Origin of the sequence: Geomicrobium sp. JCM 19055, assembly GCF_000698185.1 — a bacterium.
Taxonomy (GTDB): domain Bacteria; phylum Bacillota; class Bacilli; order Bacillales; family Marinococcaceae; genus Geomicrobium_A; species Geomicrobium_A sediminis.
Map to the genome: position 1 here is coordinate 1 of NZ_BAXL01000024.1, position 16,041 is coordinate 16,041.

At 41.6% G+C, this 16,041-nt stretch carries 18 protein-coding genes and 3 pseudogenes; 14 read left to right on the plus strand and 7 right to left on the minus strand.

Going from position 1 to position 16,041, the window contains the following annotated elements; all coding sequences use genetic code 11:
- Together JCM19055_RS18575 and JCM19055_RS18580 are read right to left on the minus strand one after the other, a co-directional pair.
- The coding region (locus tag JCM19055_RS18575) for an internalin (RefSeq protein ID WP_265182343.1) at nt 1-249 on the minus strand (249 nt) is incomplete at its 3' end.
- Nucleotides 250-364: 115 nt separating this feature from the next.
- Nucleotides 365-757, minus strand: a pseudogene (locus JCM19055_RS18580) (RidA family protein).
- 426 nt (nt 758-1,183) lie between these two features.
- On the opposite strand from JCM19055_RS18580, the gene JCM19055_RS18585 reads away from it, so the two are divergent.
- The 7 genes and pseudogenes from JCM19055_RS18585 to JCM19055_RS30330 all read left to right on the plus strand — a co-directional run bounded on the left by JCM19055_RS18585 (nt 1,184) and on the right by JCM19055_RS30330 (nt 4,442).
- Nucleotides 1,184-1,894 (plus strand): LD-carboxypeptidase, encoded by a 711-nt coding sequence (locus JCM19055_RS18585; RefSeq protein WP_052366524.1) that lies wholly within the window; start codon nt 1,184-1,186, stop codon nt 1,892-1,894.
- Nucleotides 1,878-2,228, plus strand: coding sequence for a hypothetical protein (locus JCM19055_RS30320; protein WP_052366525.1), 351 nt, complete (start codon nt 1,878-1,880; stop codon nt 2,226-2,228). The genes JCM19055_RS18585 and JCM19055_RS30320 overlap by 17 nt, the downstream gene beginning before the upstream one ends.
- A gap of 86 nt (nt 2,229-2,314) precedes the next feature.
- A pseudogene (locus JCM19055_RS18590) lies at nt 2,315-2,787 on the plus strand (GNAT family N-acetyltransferase).
- A 10-nt stretch (nt 2,788-2,797) separates the two neighbouring features.
- On the plus strand, nt 2,798-3,100 hold the full coding sequence (locus JCM19055_RS18595; protein WP_052366526.1) for a hypothetical protein: 303 nt from the start codon (nt 2,798-2,800) through the stop codon (nt 3,098-3,100).
- Nucleotides 3,101-3,143: 43 nt separating this feature from the next.
- Nucleotides 3,144-3,515: a MaoC family dehydratase N-terminal domain-containing protein gene (locus JCM19055_RS18600; protein ID WP_042360815.1), complete on the plus strand. Its 372-nt coding sequence runs from the start codon at nt 3,144-3,146 to the stop codon at nt 3,513-3,515.
- A 200-nt stretch (nt 3,516-3,715) separates the two neighbouring features.
- Nucleotides 3,716-4,027 carry a hypothetical protein gene (locus JCM19055_RS30325; protein ID WP_265182360.1) on the plus strand — a complete coding sequence of 104 codons (312 nt, stop codon included), beginning with the start codon at nt 3,716-3,718 and terminating at the stop codon, nt 4,025-4,027.
- Nucleotides 3,987-4,442: a hypothetical protein gene (locus JCM19055_RS30330; protein ID WP_265182344.1), complete on the plus strand. Its 456-nt coding sequence runs from the start codon at nt 3,987-3,989 to the stop codon at nt 4,440-4,442. The genes JCM19055_RS30325 and JCM19055_RS30330 overlap by 41 nt, the downstream gene beginning before the upstream one ends.
- A gap of 103 nt (nt 4,443-4,545) precedes the next feature.
- Here JCM19055_RS30330 and JCM19055_RS18610 read toward each other — a convergent pair whose 3' ends face one another.
- Nucleotides 4,546-5,097: a GNAT family N-acetyltransferase gene (locus tag JCM19055_RS18610; RefSeq protein WP_265182345.1), complete on the minus strand. Its 552-nt coding sequence runs from the start codon at nt 5,095-5,097 to the stop codon at nt 4,546-4,548.
- Nucleotides 5,098-5,369: 272 nt separating this feature from the next.
- On the opposite strand from JCM19055_RS18610, the gene JCM19055_RS18615 reads away from it, so the two are divergent.
- Together JCM19055_RS18615 and JCM19055_RS18620 are read left to right on the plus strand one after the other, a co-directional pair.
- Complete coding sequence (locus tag JCM19055_RS18615) at nt 5,370-5,675, plus strand: hypothetical protein (protein ID WP_042360816.1); 306 nt, start codon at nt 5,370-5,372, stop codon at nt 5,673-5,675.
- A gap of 84 nt (nt 5,676-5,759) precedes the next feature.
- Entirely contained in the window at nt 5,760-6,152 is a 393-nt protein-coding gene (locus JCM19055_RS18620) for a VOC family protein (RefSeq protein ID WP_042360817.1), read from the plus strand.
- Between the two features lie 50 nt (nt 6,153-6,202).
- On the opposite strand, the gene cydC is transcribed toward JCM19055_RS18620, so the two are convergent.
- The 3 genes from cydC to JCM19055_RS18635 form a co-directional block, all read right to left on the minus strand.
- On the minus strand, nt 6,203-7,882 hold the full coding sequence (gene cydC / locus JCM19055_RS18625) for a thiol reductant ABC exporter subunit CydC (protein WP_042360818.1): 1,680 nt from the start codon (nt 7,880-7,882) through the stop codon (nt 6,203-6,205).
- Nucleotides 7,883-8,036: 154 nt separating this feature from the next.
- Nucleotides 8,037-9,635, minus strand: coding sequence for a thiol reductant ABC exporter subunit CydD (gene cydD, locus JCM19055_RS18630; RefSeq protein ID WP_265182346.1), 1,599 nt, complete (start codon nt 9,633-9,635; stop codon nt 8,037-8,039).
- A 172-nt stretch (nt 9,636-9,807) separates the two neighbouring features.
- The gene (locus tag JCM19055_RS18635) at nt 9,808-10,446 is read right to left on the minus strand and encodes a transcriptional regulator (RefSeq protein WP_042360819.1); all 639 of its coding nucleotides are present in this window, start codon (nt 10,444-10,446) and stop codon (nt 9,808-9,810) included.
- Nucleotides 10,447-10,574: 128 nt separating this feature from the next.
- On the opposite strand from JCM19055_RS18635, the gene JCM19055_RS26695 reads away from it, so the two are divergent.
- The 3 genes from JCM19055_RS26695 to codA are packed head-to-tail and all read left to right on the plus strand — an operon-like array spanning nt 10,575 to nt 12,745.
- The gene (locus JCM19055_RS26695; RefSeq protein WP_052366527.1) at nt 10,575-10,871 is read left to right on the plus strand and encodes a hypothetical protein; all 297 of its coding nucleotides are present in this window, start codon (nt 10,575-10,577) and stop codon (nt 10,869-10,871) included.
- Nucleotides 10,801-11,466, plus strand: coding sequence for a polysaccharide deacetylase family protein (locus JCM19055_RS18640; protein ID WP_193745503.1), 666 nt, complete (start codon nt 10,801-10,803; stop codon nt 11,464-11,466). Before JCM19055_RS26695 ends, JCM19055_RS18640 begins: the two co-directional genes overlap by 71 nt.
- Nucleotides 11,456-12,745 carry a cytosine deaminase gene (codA, locus tag JCM19055_RS18645; RefSeq protein ID WP_081833823.1) on the plus strand — a complete coding sequence of 430 codons (1,290 nt, stop codon included), beginning with the start codon at nt 11,456-11,458 and terminating at the stop codon, nt 12,743-12,745. Before JCM19055_RS18640 ends, codA begins: the two co-directional genes overlap by 11 nt.
- A 75-nt stretch (nt 12,746-12,820) precedes the next feature.
- Here the strand turns inward: codA and JCM19055_RS18650 are convergent, their stop codons facing one another.
- A complete protein-coding gene (locus JCM19055_RS18650) occupies nt 12,821-14,413 on the minus strand; it encodes a glutathione ABC transporter substrate-binding protein (RefSeq protein WP_265182347.1) in 1,593 nt (530 codons plus the stop codon).
- Nucleotides 14,414-14,642: 229 nt separating this feature from the next.
- On the opposite strand from JCM19055_RS18650, the gene JCM19055_RS18655 reads away from it, so the two are divergent.
- Complete coding sequence (locus tag JCM19055_RS18655) at nt 14,643-15,377, plus strand: methionine ABC transporter ATP-binding protein (RefSeq protein WP_052366529.1); 735 nt, start codon at nt 14,643-14,645, stop codon at nt 15,375-15,377.
- Nucleotides 15,370-16,033, plus strand: a pseudogene (locus JCM19055_RS18660) (methionine ABC transporter permease). Before JCM19055_RS18655 ends, JCM19055_RS18660 begins: the two are co-directional and overlap by 8 nt.
- The last annotated feature ends 8 nt before the right edge of the window (nt 16,034-16,041 follow it).

Genomic DNA, 16,041 nt, shown 5'->3' on the forward strand with positions numbered 1-16,041 from the left:
GTGTCTTGCACCGCGGTCCCGGTGTCTTGCACCGCGGTCCCGGTGTCTTGCACCGCGGTCCTGTTGTCTTGCACCACGGTCCTGTTGTCTTGCACCACGGTCCTGTTGTCTTGCACCGTGGTGCTGTTGTCTTGCACCGCGGTCCTGTTGTCTTGCACCGCGGTCCTGTTGTCTTGCACCGCGGTCCCGGTCTCTTGCACCGCGGTCCCGAGCTCTTGCACCACGCTCCTGAGCTCTAGCCTCATACAAAAAGGCATAGCTCTTTATAAGCTATGCCATGAATGATACCTATTATTTTCCCTGCCTTTGTAACAGGGCAACGTTTATTTGATAAAAAGCTACATGGATTGAATCATTGATGTTATTAAAATTCAGCACACCAAAGTTCAATTTCAATTTTTAACTCGGGCAATCCTAATGCTGAGATGTAAGCCACAGTCATAGCTGGATAGCGGACGGAAACAGTTTATCCCATTGAGCGTCTAAGAAGTTCCAATCGATTTGTTCGGTCGCCCAAATGTTAACTTTAATAATATTTTTTTTCACTTAGAGTCTCTGATGTTAGGATTTTCTGTATGTTTGAAAATGTATTTGTGACTTGATCATTGAATTCAGGTGGGAGATTGCCATCTGAATCTGTTCCGATTTGACCTGATGTTACGACCAAACCGGCTCCTTTTGGAACTCGTGTAACATGACTGTAATTCCCTACGGGCTTAGCCATTGAATCTGGGTTTTTCCTGCTGATGTTTTGCATTGTATACCCTCACTTCTAGATTTTTTCTGCTCGATTTCTTAAAAAAAAGATAGACTTCACCAATATTATGAATTCTAGAAGAAAACAGCAGTAGAGAATCCATAGCCGAAAGATAAAAACATGAGAATTTTCTTCTTCATAACATGGACACTCCTTTTCTCCATTTTGTAAGGGTTCATTGCTCGTTTTATTAAATGTTTAAAGTACAAATTGTTTTGTCATTGTCGCTACAGCATTTTCTGAGAGTGTCATGAAGTTGTCTCTATAAACGTGTGCTGTGTCTTTAATCATACCAAAGAGTTTTATAAAGTGGGTAGAAAAAAACTTCTTTATAAAATGCTAGACGGCGTGATGTTCGAATGTTCCATGTTGTGTGAAATTAGTGTGATAGAATAGACCTAACATTTTATATGGGGGTAAAAGGATATGGAAATGGTAACGCCACAACGTTTAAATAAGGGTGACACGGTTGCCGTATTGTCCCCATCAGCAGGGGTGCCGAGCGTATTCCCACATATCTTTGATCAAGGAATACATATTCTAGAACAGGAACTCAATTTAAAAGTTAAGGAAATGGATACTGCCCGTGCAGCTGCTGAACAACTACATCAAAACCCGAAACAGAGAGCAGAAGATATTAATCGAGCATTTGCTGATCCGGAGATAAAAGCAATTTTCTGTTCCATAGGTGGTGATGATTCAATAAGAATTCTCCCCTATTTAGACACGGATTTAATAATGAAAAACCCTAAGATTATCATGGGGGCATCGGATAACACGACGTTCTTAACGTATTTGAATCAATTAGGGATGGTGACGTATTACGGTCCTACGGTTATGGCTGGTATTTCGCAGCTTCATCGTTTAGAAGAGAATTATAAACGCCATGTTCTCGATATGTTGTTTAACCCAAGTGATACGTATGATTTTCAACCGTATACACGCTGGTCTGAGGGCTATCCTGATTGGGCAGATCCCAACAACACAGGTAAAATCAATGCAAATAAACTGAATACAGAGGGCTGGCGTTGGTTACAAGGTGAAGGGATTAACAGCGGGAAGTTGTACGGAGGCTGTATTGAAGTATTGGAAATGTTAAAAGGGACAAGGTTCTTTTGTGATGTTGAGTTTTTTTAACGATAAGATTTTATTCCTAGAGAATGCTGAAGGCACAACAACAGTCGAGCAAATCAGAAGGACCATTCGTAGCTATGGCATGCAAGGGATGTTGGAACGAATACAAGGTCTCTTAATTGGCAGAGCTAGAGATTATTCCGATCAGGAAAAAGAACAATTAGATGATGCGATTACCAGCGTCGTTCGCGATGAATTTCAAAACCATACGTTGCCGATCATCACAAATGTTGATTTCGGTCACACCGATCCAATGTTCATTTTGCCAATTGGAATTCGTACTGAGATCAACTGTGAAGAGAAGCGAATCAGGTTGGTGGAGCCTAGTGTGTTGTAAAGGTGAACGCCAAACCAAACGTTCAAGAGAAGTAGCTCACAGTAATGACTCTACGAGTTATTACTTGATTATGGTGGAGGGTAGCAATGATCATTCGAAATGTCATACGTTCAGATTATGAACTCGTCTCGCCGCGATTAAATGAGTGGTGGGGTGGCAGGCAAATGTCGGACATGTTGCCAAGATTATTTTTTTTGACCATTTTAATGATTCGAGCTTTATTGCTGAAGTTGAAGGGGAGGTCATAGGCTTTCTAATAGGCTTCCTTTCTCAGACTCATAAGGATGAAGCGTACATCCATTTCGTCGGTGTGAATCCAAATCATCGCAAACGAGGGGTTGCTAAGGAGCTTTACCATACGTTCTTTACTTACGTCCTAAAAGAAGAGCGGTCGATCGTGCGCTGTATTACGTCGCCTGTAAATAAAACATCGATTGCGTACCATACAACGATGGGATTCTACATTGAACAAGGCGACAAAGAAATTGATCATGTACACGTTAAGTCAGATTACGATGGACCTGGTCAAGATCGGGTAATGTTTGTGAAGGAACTTTAGTATTCGACATTTGGACGAAGTAAAAAGACTTGTCGGAACAGTTGATGTAACCATACATGATCGTCAACTTGTAATGACTGAAAGGAACCCAGTGATGCAAATCTTCTTAGCTGTACTTTTTTCTGGAATAATTATAGCAATCACAGTAAGTTCAATCATTAAAGTATTACTTATTGCACACCGAAGAAAAGAAATTTCTAAACGTCAATTCGCTTCTATGGCGACTATGAGTACGATCGTTGGAATCGTTGTTTTAACAGTTCTACCAGCTTTATATGATGTTGTTTTTACATATTTCAATAGCCTCACCTAAAAGAACATCTCTATAAAGAAGTGATTAAAAAGGAGATGAGAGTATGACGTTAGAAGTTGGCAGCACACTTAGTTTTAGTCGTACATTTACGAAAGAAGATGTTGATACGTTTACTAAGCTTTCTCTTGATGAAGGTGTTCATCATGTAAATCCTGATGAGAATGGGAACGTAATTGTTCAAGGATTATTAACCGCAACTCTTCCAACGAAGATTGGGGGAGAGAATGACGTTCTTGCGCATACGATGAATTTCAATTTTCTTAAGCCAGTAGTCACTGGAGACACAATTTCATGTGTTGTGACCATTGATAAATACAAAAAGAAAGACAGTGGCCGAAGGTCGATAATGGCTTCATTTCGTTGTACCAATCAAGATCACATTGAAGTCATGAAGGGTTATTTGCAGGCGTTATAAAATAAATCGATGTGAACAAGGAACGATTTAGCTGCCTACTTTCTTGGATGGACGTAATGACTTGTACTATATTTGGATATAGTAAGAGTGTTTTTACGTTCGAATGGAGGAAGTTATGGATCAACGTAGGTATTTTTCCATTGGTGAGGTATCAAAATTAAAAAAATGTAACGATTAAGGCGCTTCGTTATTATCATACGATTGGTTTGCTTAATCCAGCTTATGTCAATCCTGACAATGGTTATCGATATTATACGATGGGTCAATTCATTTACATAGACATTATAAAACTTTGCCAACAAAGCAATGTCACAATCAAAGAGACTAAAGCTTTATTTGAAAAAGCAGATACGAATGAACTTAAGCTTTTCTTAGAAAAGAAGAGTAAAGAAATTGAAGAAGAGATGGTAAGTCTAGAGCAGCTTCAGAAACGAATAAGCTTATTGCAGAACACCATTCATTCTTCAGAAGTTGAACGTAAAAAAAGCGGGTATTCACATACAAGCATTTGAAGAGCGGTACCTTCTACGTTCACCTACACAAGAAGGCGAACTAAATGAGGTTTTATCATTTGATCAGTTAGACGAGCAGTTAGCTGAATTTACGAATCATACATTCGAGTATGGGTTAATTTATTCATTTTTGCACGACGAGCTGAACGTTCGTGACGTATTTCGAATGATCACCGTAGAAGACTACCAATTGCTAAAAGAAACTGCAACGGTTTCAGTATTGCCAAGCGGACAGTACGTAACGGTAAATTGCACGAAGGAATCTGAGGAAGAAGCGCTACATTTGTTGGTAGACTATTTAAAGACGAACGGTCTAGAGTACCATGATCTATACATGTTGTACTTAGTGGCGGACGTATTTAATCAAGATAATTATCATGCTCAATTCCAAGTAAACGTTCAGCCCACCCCATGACATGAGGTGGGCTGAACTTGGTATGCCTAAAACGTATATTCATAAATGAAATTTGTGTTCTTAAATGCACCATCAGGGAGATCAAACACGGTGATTTCTTCGTCTAGACAAACAAAGCCATTATGATCATAAAACCGTAGTTACTCATCGTGTCGGTATAGACATAGATCTTGTCTGTGTTCGTTTCGGTGAAATATGAAAAGAGCTCATTCAGCAATTTCTTTCCAACTTTTTTTCCTCGAGCTTGTTCAGATACAGCAAAGAATTCTAAACAACCTTGGAATTCATGTTCTTTGCCTTGTATTAATTTCTTGTAGGCTTCATTCGTTGAGTTCGTTAATTGAACGAACAAATCTCGGTCGTCGTTTTCTTGGTTGAGTAAGTGTAGCATTTCCTTCGTATAATCTTCTTGCAACATGCGATATGTCGGTGCCTCGCCAACTCTTGAACCGAAAATCACACCAACAACTTCTCCGTCTAACGTCGCAACTCTTCCGAAGCTGCTTTTATTTAAGATTGGACTTACAAACATCATCGTAACAGCAGCATCCAATAACTGTTCATCCTCAATAAACCCTTTAGCAAAAGCTTCAATGGTAATCGTTTTGATCGGTTCAATATCTTCTTTTCTTACTTCTCTAATCTCAACGTTCATGTTATTGCCTCCTTTGATTGATTACTTGTAGTGTAAGGCCTCCCCTATAGGGGAGAGTCAATCCATTACATGTAGCAGGAAAGTGAAAAGATTTAATTGAATAGTTATATCACTATTAGAAACAATTGAATAGGAGGTTATGATGAATCAAGTTACGCAGGAAATCACAGCCCAAGTGCAAAAAAATGCGTAAATTGCATGAGCAAATGGCAAGAGGAGAGTTCGAAGAATTAAATACGTATTAGTCAAAGGATTTTATTGGATATCTATATATGCCTAAAGCTGGCGACGTTGAACAGATGAATTACGAAGCGATTACCAAAGGAAATAGCGATGCTGCGAACTTCTATAAGGGGAAAGACATTCAATTTGAGTACTCTGCATTAACGATTATGCCTCAAGCGAGTGAGCAAGCTGCGGTTTCTTATGAAATTCTATTTAAAGAGCAAGATATGCAAGTAAAGGCACTGTCGCTAGAGGTCTGGAAGAAAGAATGTGACGGGGTATGGAGAATGATTAGATGGTATGAAGAGAAAGGACCTGCTTCGCAGCGTGAAAGAGTCACAGTTGACGACTAATGTTCAGTTTGGAAATGAACTGCCTGTCCTCAATTTACTTAACTTAGTAACAACTTTGGTATAAACAAGGAGGCCAAAGCTTTTATGAAACCAAGAATTACGATCATCACACTCGCTGTTGATGATTTAGAAAAATCAATCGCCTTTTATCAAAATGGATTAGGGTTCTCAGCAGAAGGGTTCGTTCAAGGTTCAAATCAAGTCGTGTTTGAATTAGAAAATGGAATCACCTTCGTATTAAATCTTCGAACTGAACTTGAGGAAATTGATCAAAGAAGCGCTGATTCTAAAAGATCTTCTGAAGTAATTTTGAGTAGTATTGCTGATCGTAAAGAAGAGGTCGATGCAACTTTAAGGAGAGTTTCGGAATTCGGAGGCACAATTTTGCCTCGTCAGCCGAAGGATTATGAGTGGGGCTATTCAGGCCACTTTAAAGACTTAGATGGTCATATTTGGGAAATTGTTTATTTTTATTGAGCGAAGCTAAAAGTAAAAGCGATCAGGCTACTTCGGGTAGCCTGATCGCTTTATTCATTCATGAACAATTGCTCTTCTAGCGCCTTCATCTGTTTGAAGTAGCCATCCTTTTGCATGAGCTCATCATACGTTCCACTTTCAATAATTTGACCATGATCTACGACGATAATCTGATCCATTTGATCAAGTCCAGTTAAGCGGTGGCTAATTAGGATAACGGTGGCATCTTTTGTGCGCTCAAGAAGAAGGCGCAGCATACGTTCTTCTGTAAGTGCATCAAGTGATGTTGTTGGTTCGTCTAGCACCCATAACGGCGCTTCACGAAGGAGCAAACGAGCGATTGCGAGTCGCTGTTTTTCACCACCAGAGAGGTTTTGTCCCTTTTCCTCAACACGACTATCGAGTTCAAGGTGGGGCAATTCCGCTGCGTGTAACGCTTTTTGGAGAGTAATGTCGTCTGTCGTCTCTTCTGTAACGAATAGATTATCTCGAACGGTACCGACAAAGAAATGATTCGACTGCAATGAGACATTTGTGTTCTTCCAAAGTGTGTCTTCTGAGATCGTTGATAGCTCGTGTCCATCGACTTTGACAGTGCCTTGATCATAAGGCAGTGCTTTTAGTAGTACATTCGCGATGGTCGTTTTACCCGAGCCACTTGCACCGATAATCGCAGTTTTGCTGCCTGATGGAATTTGGATGTTCACATGTTGAATTGCAGGGCGAAGTTGGTCCTCAAATTGAAGCGTAACATCTTGGAACTCGATGCCTAAGGCTTCGTTGAAGTGAACGTCAACAGATCGTTCAACGCGATCGTTCTCTTCTTCAAGGGATTCAATCCGCTTTGCTGCATGAGCGCTTTCTTGCAAATGATACGGTAAGGTTGCCATCGGTGTAATCTGTTCAAAGACGGTGAGTGTAATCATGAGTAGTAACGCCAGTAGAATACCTGCCAAATTACCTTCGGCAACTTGGAAACCAGCATAAAACAAGACGGCAACTGAAACGAGAAAGGAGAGCAAGCCGATTGTTGCATCGCTCCACATTTGAACTGATTGTGATTTTTGTTTTTGCTGTTCGTATTGCTTAATCGTGTTACGCACCTGTTGCTCCCGTTGTTGACGGGCTTGGTGAATGGTCAGTTCTCGAAAACCGTAAACGTATTCCGCAAACGTAGAAGAAAGTTCTCCACGCGTTTCTCGAATCTGGTCGTTGACTCGTCGTTGGCTGAGAAAGAACAATGCAGGGATGACGAGTAATGAGAGTGCTAAACCGACTATGATTAGTACAGCAGTGCCTATTGAGAACAAGGTCGTAAATGCAATGGTTGCAAGAAATACTGAAAGCATGACGATCGGTGGATAAACGACACGGAGTAAGACATTTTGAAGAGCGTCAACATCTCCGACAATCCTGGAGAGAATATCTCCACTCGTATAGCGGTTAAGAATTCGATTTGAGACGGGTTCTAGTTTTTCGTATACACGTAACCGAATGTTGCTAAGCATCGTAAACGTCGCTCGGTGAGAATAATAACGTTCACCGAAACGACTGACAGCGGATGTGATTCCGAGTAACTTTACGATCGCAACGATGACCATCAACGTTGCGATAGGAGGAGTTAGTGCAGCGTGAGAAATTAAATACCCGCTAGCAGAAAACAAACCAACGGCAGTTATTCCTGCGATAAAACCAGCAAGGATCGAAAGAAAGAGGTCCCTTTTTTTCAGCGAAAATGAGTTTGATAAAAGGTGTGAGTGCTTTCATGACTGAGTGCCTCCTTGCTGCGTAGTAATCATGTCACGGTATAATTCGTCCTCGTTCCAAAGTGTTTCGTGTGTACCGCTCGCACGAATCGTCCCGTCTTCTAATAAAAAGATGCGGTCAGCTTCTCGAATCGTGTACAGTCGGTGAGCGACAATAATTACGGTCGACTGTTCGCTCAGTTTTTTTAAGTGATGTTTGAAGCATCGCTTCCGTTCGAAGATCAAGTCCGGTTGTAGGTTCATCGAAAAACACGACGTTTGGTTTTTTGTAAAACGCTCGAGCCATAAACACTCGTTGACGTTCCCCGCCAGACAGGCCTCGTCCTCCTTCACCAACAAGGGTGTGGATGCCATCAGGCAATTGCTCGATCCACTCGATAATTCCAGCTTCTGTTGCCGCATTTAAAACAGCTTCATCAGTTGGTTTCATTTTGAAACCAAGTGTAATGTTCTCCGCAATCGTCCCTGCAAACAAATAGCCATCTTGAGAGATCAACGTCATTTGGTCGTACCAAGAAGACGCTTCAATCTCATGTAAATGCATGTTCCCTAACTGATAACTTCCTTTTGTGTGGGGGAGTAGTCCAGCTAATATGTGCAGAAGAGTCGTCTTTCCTGACCCAGTAGCACCGATCAAAGCAATCTTTTCATACGGTTTGGCAACAAAGTTGATGTGGGACAGTTGAAAGCCTTCAGGATAAGAAAACTGTACATCATTCATTAAAAGTGTCGGTGGTTCTGTCTGATCAAGTGCGTTCGAACCGAACGGTTGCTTTTCATCGGATTCTTCGAGCAATGCTTCAGTTTTTTCCAGAGCTCCTTTACTCACTTTTCCTGAATGAAATGCGGAGCCGAGGTCTTTTAGCTTATTAAACAGTTCAGGTGCCAGAATCAACATTAAGAACCCTGAATAAAAGGTTGTGTCTTGTACGATGATCATACGAATGGCAACTTCTAAAGCGATAATTCCGATGCTTAACATTGAAATGAACTCAAGTGCGAGCGAGTTCGTGAACGCGACTTTTAAGACATTCATCGTAGCGTCACGGAATTCAATACTCTTATCTTTAATTCGTTGATGTTGCTGCTTCGTTCGTCCAAAGAACTTAATCGTGGACAATCCTTGAAGTGTGTCGAGAAACACACTTGAAAAATCAGCCATTTTCTCAACTTGTTGTTTCGACTGATCACCGGTACGCATACCAATAATGATCATATAGACGAAAATAAACGGAGCTGTAATGAGAATAATGACACCTGATGCCCAATGTTCATAGAAAATCACTATTAAAAGCATAATTGGGATAATGGTTGATTGAATCATTTGTGGGATGTATTGATTAAAATACGCAGCCGTTTCATCGACTGTATCTAGAAAATAACTCGTCGTCTCACCTGTTTTTGTTTTCTTAGATGAGGTAAGGGTGCGATTTGAAAAGTGATGCAATAGTCGTTCACGTAGCGTGATTTTAACGTTTGTGGCAATGGTGTTCGCCAATCGATCAATTAGAAATCGACTAAAAATGCGCGCGAACAATGCAATCAGTAACGTGACAAATTGAGGCATAACTTCTTGAAAAGAAAGCGATTGAAGAAATAACCGATCAATAATTGAAACAATCATAAAGGCTTGAACTACGATCGCAACCCCTGTAATGACGGTAAGTAGGGTCATCGTAGTGAGGTGTGTACGACTAGGACGCAAGTGTTCGTTCAACAGAAGTCCTCCTAAACGTTTCTTTCTAGCTCTAGTGTATCTCTTATGTGAAGACTTTCACAATCCTTAGCTCTTATTCATCGTTATTGTTCCAATTATAGTCACATTCTAGTGACTGATCTGTCAAAAAAGCTTTGTGAAAGTAAAAAAAATGCCACATAGGCGTGGCATCTTACTTGCGAATTTCATCCAAATAGTTATAGATCGTTTGTTTCGTAACACGGAGGTAATCAGCAATTTGCTCTGCAGAACCTTGAATAAGAAAGGCGCCTTTACGGTCAAGATGTTTAACAAACGCAATTTTGTCATCACGCTTCATTGAAGTAATCGAAATACCGATCGTTTGCTTTGCTTCTTCAAGAAGGGCATGGAACATTTCTTGAATATCTTTGCCGTAAAATTCTTGTTCTACTGGAGCTTGATCGTCGCTTGAGGAAACAAGTGTATTCAGAAACTTTGAGGTTGAAATGAGTGCTGTGATATCAAGGTTAATGCCGAGACAACCGATTACATGTCCATCGGAATTGCGGATGTAAGAGAGTGAAGCTTTTAGCCAAAGGCCATCTTTTGTCCGGGTCGTAAATCCGTAGTTATCTTCAATTTCATTCCCGTACTTTCGCCAATCTTGAAACATGCGATCGGTCATCGGTGCGCCAACTTTTCGATTGGTGACGTTTCCTTTTATATAAACGAGAGATGCGCTTACATCGGCAAAGTCGTGGATGACAACTTCTCCTTGATCACCGAAGTTCTCTGCAATCATGTTCGCGATCGGTACATAGCTTGCAAGTTCAGGTCGAATGGTAACCATTGCTTCAACCCCTTTCTAGTCATTCAATGAGAGTGTATCACATTTATATTTTATTATTAGTAAATATTTATTTTACTTATTTTAAAATATGGTATACAGTAGACGTAAATCGATCGGAGGTGGTCATGGTGATTGAATCGGTCCGTTGGCCAGATGGCCAAACAGTAGCTGCTGTTTTGACGTTTGATGTAGATGGAGAGACTGCACATTTAGCAGAGCCACGTAATCAAGATCGTCCATCATTGTTGTCCATGGGCACATATGGCCGTGGAATTGGACTTGATCGTTTACTGTTGATTCTTCGTAAACATGACGTTCTCGCAACCTTTTTTTGTGCCGGGGGCAATCGCAGAAATGGATTCGACAGTCGTAGAGCGAATCATTGGCGGAGGCCATGCGATTGGACATCACGGTTATTTGCATAAGCCAAATGATCAGTTGACAAAGGAACAAGAAGAAGCAGAACTCATAAAAGGAATCGAAATGCTTGAGAAAACGATGGGAAAAAAGCCGATTGGTTATCGTGCGCCACTTTGGGAAATGCATGACCGTTCTCTTTCCCTTCTTAAGCAGTATGGGTTTTTGTATGATGCAAGCTTACAAGCAAACGACATCCCTTACGAGGTCCAGGTAGAAGGTGGGAAATTGCTCGAAGTTCCTGGAACATGGGTCTTAGATGATTGGGAGCAGTTTGCATTCTCAGGAGATTGGGGAAGTTCGTTTCACATCGAGGAGCCTGACAAAGTGTATCGATTGTGGAAGGCGGAGTTTGATGCACTTTATGAAGAAGGGCGAATGTTTCATTTAACGATGCATCCTCAATTAATGGGACGAGCCTCTCGCGCTCAATTGCTTGACCAGTTAATTACACATATGAAATCAAAGCCCCATGTCTGGTTTACGACCATTGATGAGGTTGCGCTTAGATGGCAAGCAGGAGAATTGTCTTTTCCAGTTATGGACCAACCAAATCGTGAACTATTATTTCCAGCGAAAGGAGAACAAAGTCATGATCATTAGAAATGCTAAATTGTATGGTCAAAGTAGGCTAGTTGACCTTGTGATGACGAACGGAATCTTTGAGAAGATTTCGCCTGCTTCTAGCGAGCGAAATGAAGGGGAGATTGATGCTCAAGGAAAGTTGGTCATTCCACCGTACGTGGAGCCTCACATACACCTTGATTATGCACTCGCCGCTGGCACACCAAGATGGAATGAATCAGGAACGTTGTTTGAGGCGATTCAGCTATGGTCCGAACGTAAACAAGTCGTTCATGAAACGAAAGAAGATATAAAATTGCGGGCGAAACAAGCGTTGTTCATGCAAATCGAACATGGTGTTCAGCACGTCAGAACGCACGTTGATGTGACAGACCCATCGTTAACCGGGTTACATGCATTACTTGAGCTACGAGAAGAAATGAAGCTATGGGTGGATGTACAACTTGTCGCTTTTCCTCAAGAAGGAATGTACGGTTACCGTGGTGGCGATGCACTCGTTGAAGAAGCAGTAAAGCTCGGTGCGGACGTTGTTGGTGGAATTCCACACTACGAACCGACGTATGAAGAAGGCGTTGCATCCATTAAGAAAGCATTTGATCTTGCTGAGAAATATGACAAACTGCTCGATTTTCACTGCGATGAAGTTGACGATGAACAATCTCGTTTTGTCGAAGTCATCGCAAGAGAGGCAGATCGCAGGCAGATGGGGGGGCGTGTCGTTGCCAGTCATACGACTGCCATGGGCTCTTATAACGATGCATATGCCTACAAGTTATTCCAAAAATTAAAGCGCTCTGGCATTCACTTCGTTTCTCTACCAAAAGCGAATTTACACTTGCAAGGTCGGTTTGACACGTATCCGAAACGGCGCGGTCTAACGCGTGTGAAAGAACTGCTCGAAGCAGATATGAACGTTGCCTTCGGACTCGATTCGATCCAAGATCCGTGGTATCCACTTGGTAATGGCAATTTAATGAGCGTGCTCGATACCGGCATTCACGCGGCTCATTTGACCGGGTACAACGAGATTGTTCGATCACTTGAACTCATTACTTTGAACGGAGCAAAGGCGTTAAACCTTATGCAGTACGGAATTGAAGAAGGGCATTCAGCGAATTTACTCATTATTGATGCAGAAGACGAATACGAAGCTGTACGCAAAGAAGCAATTGTCCTTTATTCAATTCGAAACGGAGAAGTCATCGTAAAGCGAAAAGCGCCGGTAGTGGAGTTTCCTCAGTTTAATAGGATGACATATGAGAAGAACGGAGCTGAACGACAGGCCCCGTCCCTGTGAAAAAGAGATAACCATTGAAATTGGTCATCTATAAAACACGCCCGCCAACAATTAGTGTTGGCGGGCATCTTTATTCTAATAACCACTGTCACTTTCACTAAGACTTACATTCTTTAATTGCAATACTCCGTTTGGCAAGTGGATAAAGCCATCTACGTGGTCAGACAAGCCGACGATATAGTCGTTGTGAACGGTAAAGATTGCAGGTGCATCATCTACGATTTGTTGTTCAATTTGTTCATAGAGTGCGAGTCTTGCATCTTCATCTGTTTCTTCACGTGCTTGAATGAGCCACTCGTCAACCTCTTCGTTTTGGTAGAATGTCTGGTTCCCAGCTGAACCTAGGTTGTCAGAGTGATAGTTCGGGTGCAGTGCATAATCCGCATCCCCTGTAGCTGAAGACCAGCCAAGAACGAACATGTCTGAATTCCCCTCGCCAACCGCATCGAGGTAAGCTCCCCATTCCATTAATTCAATGGACAACGTTACGCCAACTTCTTGAAAGTAATCTTGTACAAGTTCGGCGACTTGTACACGTAATGGATTCGCATCGTTCGTTAAGATTGTTGCTTCAAATCCATCTTCATACCCTGCTTCTGCTAGTAATTCTTTTGCTTTTTCAGGGTTGTATTCTAACGGTTCAATGTTGCTTGAATACCCAAACGTATTCTCAGTAAGTGGCGATTCAGCGACAAGTCCATACCCATCGTACAAACCTTCAAGTAACGTTTCACGATTTACGGTCATTGTTAACGCTTGGCGAACGAGTGGATCGTCAAACGGTTCCACCTCGGTATTGAAGCCGATGTATTCGTAGCCTAATTGTTCTTGAGTGATTACAGAAACGTCATCCATATGTTCGAACTGACCGACATTTGCAGGTTCGATTTGTTGCATATAATGAGCTTCTCCTTGCTCCATCATGGCAATACGAGTTGACTGTTCAGGTACAACTTTGAATGTTGCTTGGTCAATTGCAGGAACTTCTCCGTAATAGGATTCATTTGCGGATAATACGAGTTCATTTCCTTGTTCCCAAGAATCGAATTCGAAAGGACCTGTCCCAACAGGATTCATCGTTAGATCTGATTCACCTGCTTCATCTTGCTCAATTGCTTTTGGGCTCACAATTCCAGCTGATCCGTGAGCAAGGTGAGCGGGAAGAGGTGCAAATGGCGCCGATGTTTTGAAATGGACGGTGTACTCATCAACCGCCTCAATGTCTTCAACGAGTTCAAATAAAGACGCGCGTGGTGATGCGGTGTCAGGATCTAGAAATCGCTCGAAATTTGTGACAACGGCATCTGCGTTAAATGGCTCGCCGTCATGGAATGAAACGTCTTCACGTAAGTTGAATTCCCATGTCAAATCGTCGATCTGATCATAAGATTCAGATAACGCAGGTTGTAATTCCATGTTCTCATCATTCATCACAAGATTCTCATAAATGTTCGTAAAAACGATGGTTGAAGGAATATCCGTCGCTGCGTGAGGGTTTAACGTAACAGGATCTGAGGGCATCGCCAATATGAAATTGCCGCCTGCTTCAACTTCACTACTCGTTTCATTAGCATCTGAACTTGTCTCGCTCTCTTCTGGATCACTTGAACAAGCGGTGAGTAGCAGTGCACTACTAAGTCCAAGGGCAAGTGCGTTTCTTTTTCTCATCATTATCAATCTCCTTATTCTCTTAGGTGTCTACTTCCTTTAGAAGTGTAACGCGTTACTACTAATTAGTCCTTTAAGTATACAAGTAATTCTGAATAGTTCAATGACCAATTCACTGCTTTTTGTTATTTTTGGAAAGTTGTTGACGTAGATTATGACATCAACCGAACATGTACTATAATAAAAAAGTTGTTACTTTAGCCTTTGTATGATGGAATGGGGTTTATTTGTGATTGAATTGCAAAACGTAACGAAAAAGTTCGGTAACTATACGGCTATTCAAAACGTTTCCTTAACAGTACATAAGGGCGAAATTCATGGTTTGATCGGGGCAAGTGGGGCTGGAAAGTCAACGATGCTACGGGTAATGAATTTACTTGAAATTCCAGATTCGGGATCGGTTTATGTCGGTGATCGTGAGTTAACGACACGTTCAAAACGCGAGCTGCGAGAAGCTCGCAAACGAATAGGCATGATCTTTCAACATTTCAATCTTGTCTTAAATAAAACTGTCGAACAAAATGTAGCGGTTTCTTTACAGCTTGCACAAGTGCCTAAGCATCAGCGAACGGATCGTGTGCGGGAATGTTTACGCTTTGTTGGATTAGAAGATCAAATGGATAAGTACCCTGCTCAGTTAAGCGGAGGACAAAAGCAACGTGTTGCTATTGCACGCGCATTAGCAAATGAGCCTGAAGTTCTTCTTTGCGACGAACCGACGTCGTCACTTGATCCTCATACGACTTCAGAGATTCTAACCGTAATCCGTGATATTCATGAACGACTCGGTGTGACAGTGATTATCGTAAGCCATGAAATGACCGTCATCAAAAGCATCTGTCAACGAGTCACCGTTATGGATCAAGGAACGATTTATGAAACGGTTCCGATTGAATCTTCGGGAATACCGAGAAGTGATCGAAGTCCTGAAAGGTTTATAAAGGAGTTAAAAAATTATGCCTGACATTCTTTTGCGTTATCAAGCGGAAATTTGGCAGGCAATCGGAGAGACGTTTATTATGGTAGGCGTTTCACTTCTTGCTGCTATTCTAGTAGGACTGCCTGTTGGAACACTGCTGTATTTGTGTCGAAAAGGCAATTTGTTAGAAAGTCGTTTCGTTTTTTTCTTCGTTGAACCTTCTCGTTAACATTATTCGCTCGTTCCCGTTTTTGCTTCTAGTCGTCTTCTTAATTCCTTTTACTCGTCTTATTATGGGGACAGCGATTGGTACTGCAGCTGCAACGGTGCCACTATCAATCATTGCGTTTGCCCATTATTCTAGGCTCGTGGAACAATCCATGTTAGAAATTCCTAAAGGTGTGATCGATGCAGCGGTTTCCATGGGAGCTTCGGTGAAAGAAGTCGTCTTTAAATTTCTACTTGTAGAATCAAGGTCGGGATTAGTCGTTGGACTTACGATGTCGACGATTAGCTTTATTAGCTATTCAACGATTATGGGGGTAGTTGGAGGCGGAGGCGTTGGTGACTTTGCCATACGTTATGGTTATCAACAGTTTCAAACGGATTTAATGCTATATGTCATTGTTATTATGGTTATACTCGTTCAGATGATTCAATTTATCGGAATGACCATTGCAAGAAAGATCGACAAACGTTAGGAGAGATT

Coding starts and splice junctions, on each gene's coding strand:
- JCM19055_RS18585 (WP_052366524.1), top strand. CDS start 1,184: ATGGAAATGGTAACGCCACAACGTTTAAATAAGGGTGACACGGTTGCC.
- JCM19055_RS30320 (WP_052366525.1), top strand. CDS start 1,878: ATGTTGAGTTTTTTTAACGATAAGATTTTATTCCTAGAGAATGCTGAA.
- JCM19055_RS18600 (WP_042360815.1), top strand. CDS start 3,144: ATGACGTTAGAAGTTGGCAGCACACTTAGTTTTAGTCGTACATTTACG.
- JCM19055_RS18610 (WP_265182345.1), bottom strand. CDS start 5,097: ATGAACGTTGAGATTAGAGAAGTAAGAAAAGAAGATATTGAACCGATC.
- JCM19055_RS18615 (WP_042360816.1), top strand. CDS start 5,370: ATGCCTAAAGCTGGCGACGTTGAACAGATGAATTACGAAGCGATTACC.
- JCM19055_RS18620 (WP_042360817.1), top strand. CDS start 5,760: ATGAAACCAAGAATTACGATCATCACACTCGCTGTTGATGATTTAGAA.
- JCM19055_RS18635 (WP_042360819.1), bottom strand. CDS start 10,446: ATGGTTACCATTCGACCTGAACTTGCAAGCTATGTACCGATCGCGAAC.
- JCM19055_RS18640 (WP_193745503.1), top strand. CDS start 10,801: ATGGATTCGACAGTCGTAGAGCGAATCATTGGCGGAGGCCATGCGATT.
- codA (WP_081833823.1), top strand. CDS start 11,456: ATGATCATTAGAAATGCTAAATTGTATGGTCAAAGTAGGCTAGTTGAC.
- JCM19055_RS18650 (WP_265182347.1), bottom strand. CDS start 14,413: ATGAGAAAAAGAAACGCACTTGCCCTTGGACTTAGTAGTGCACTGCTA.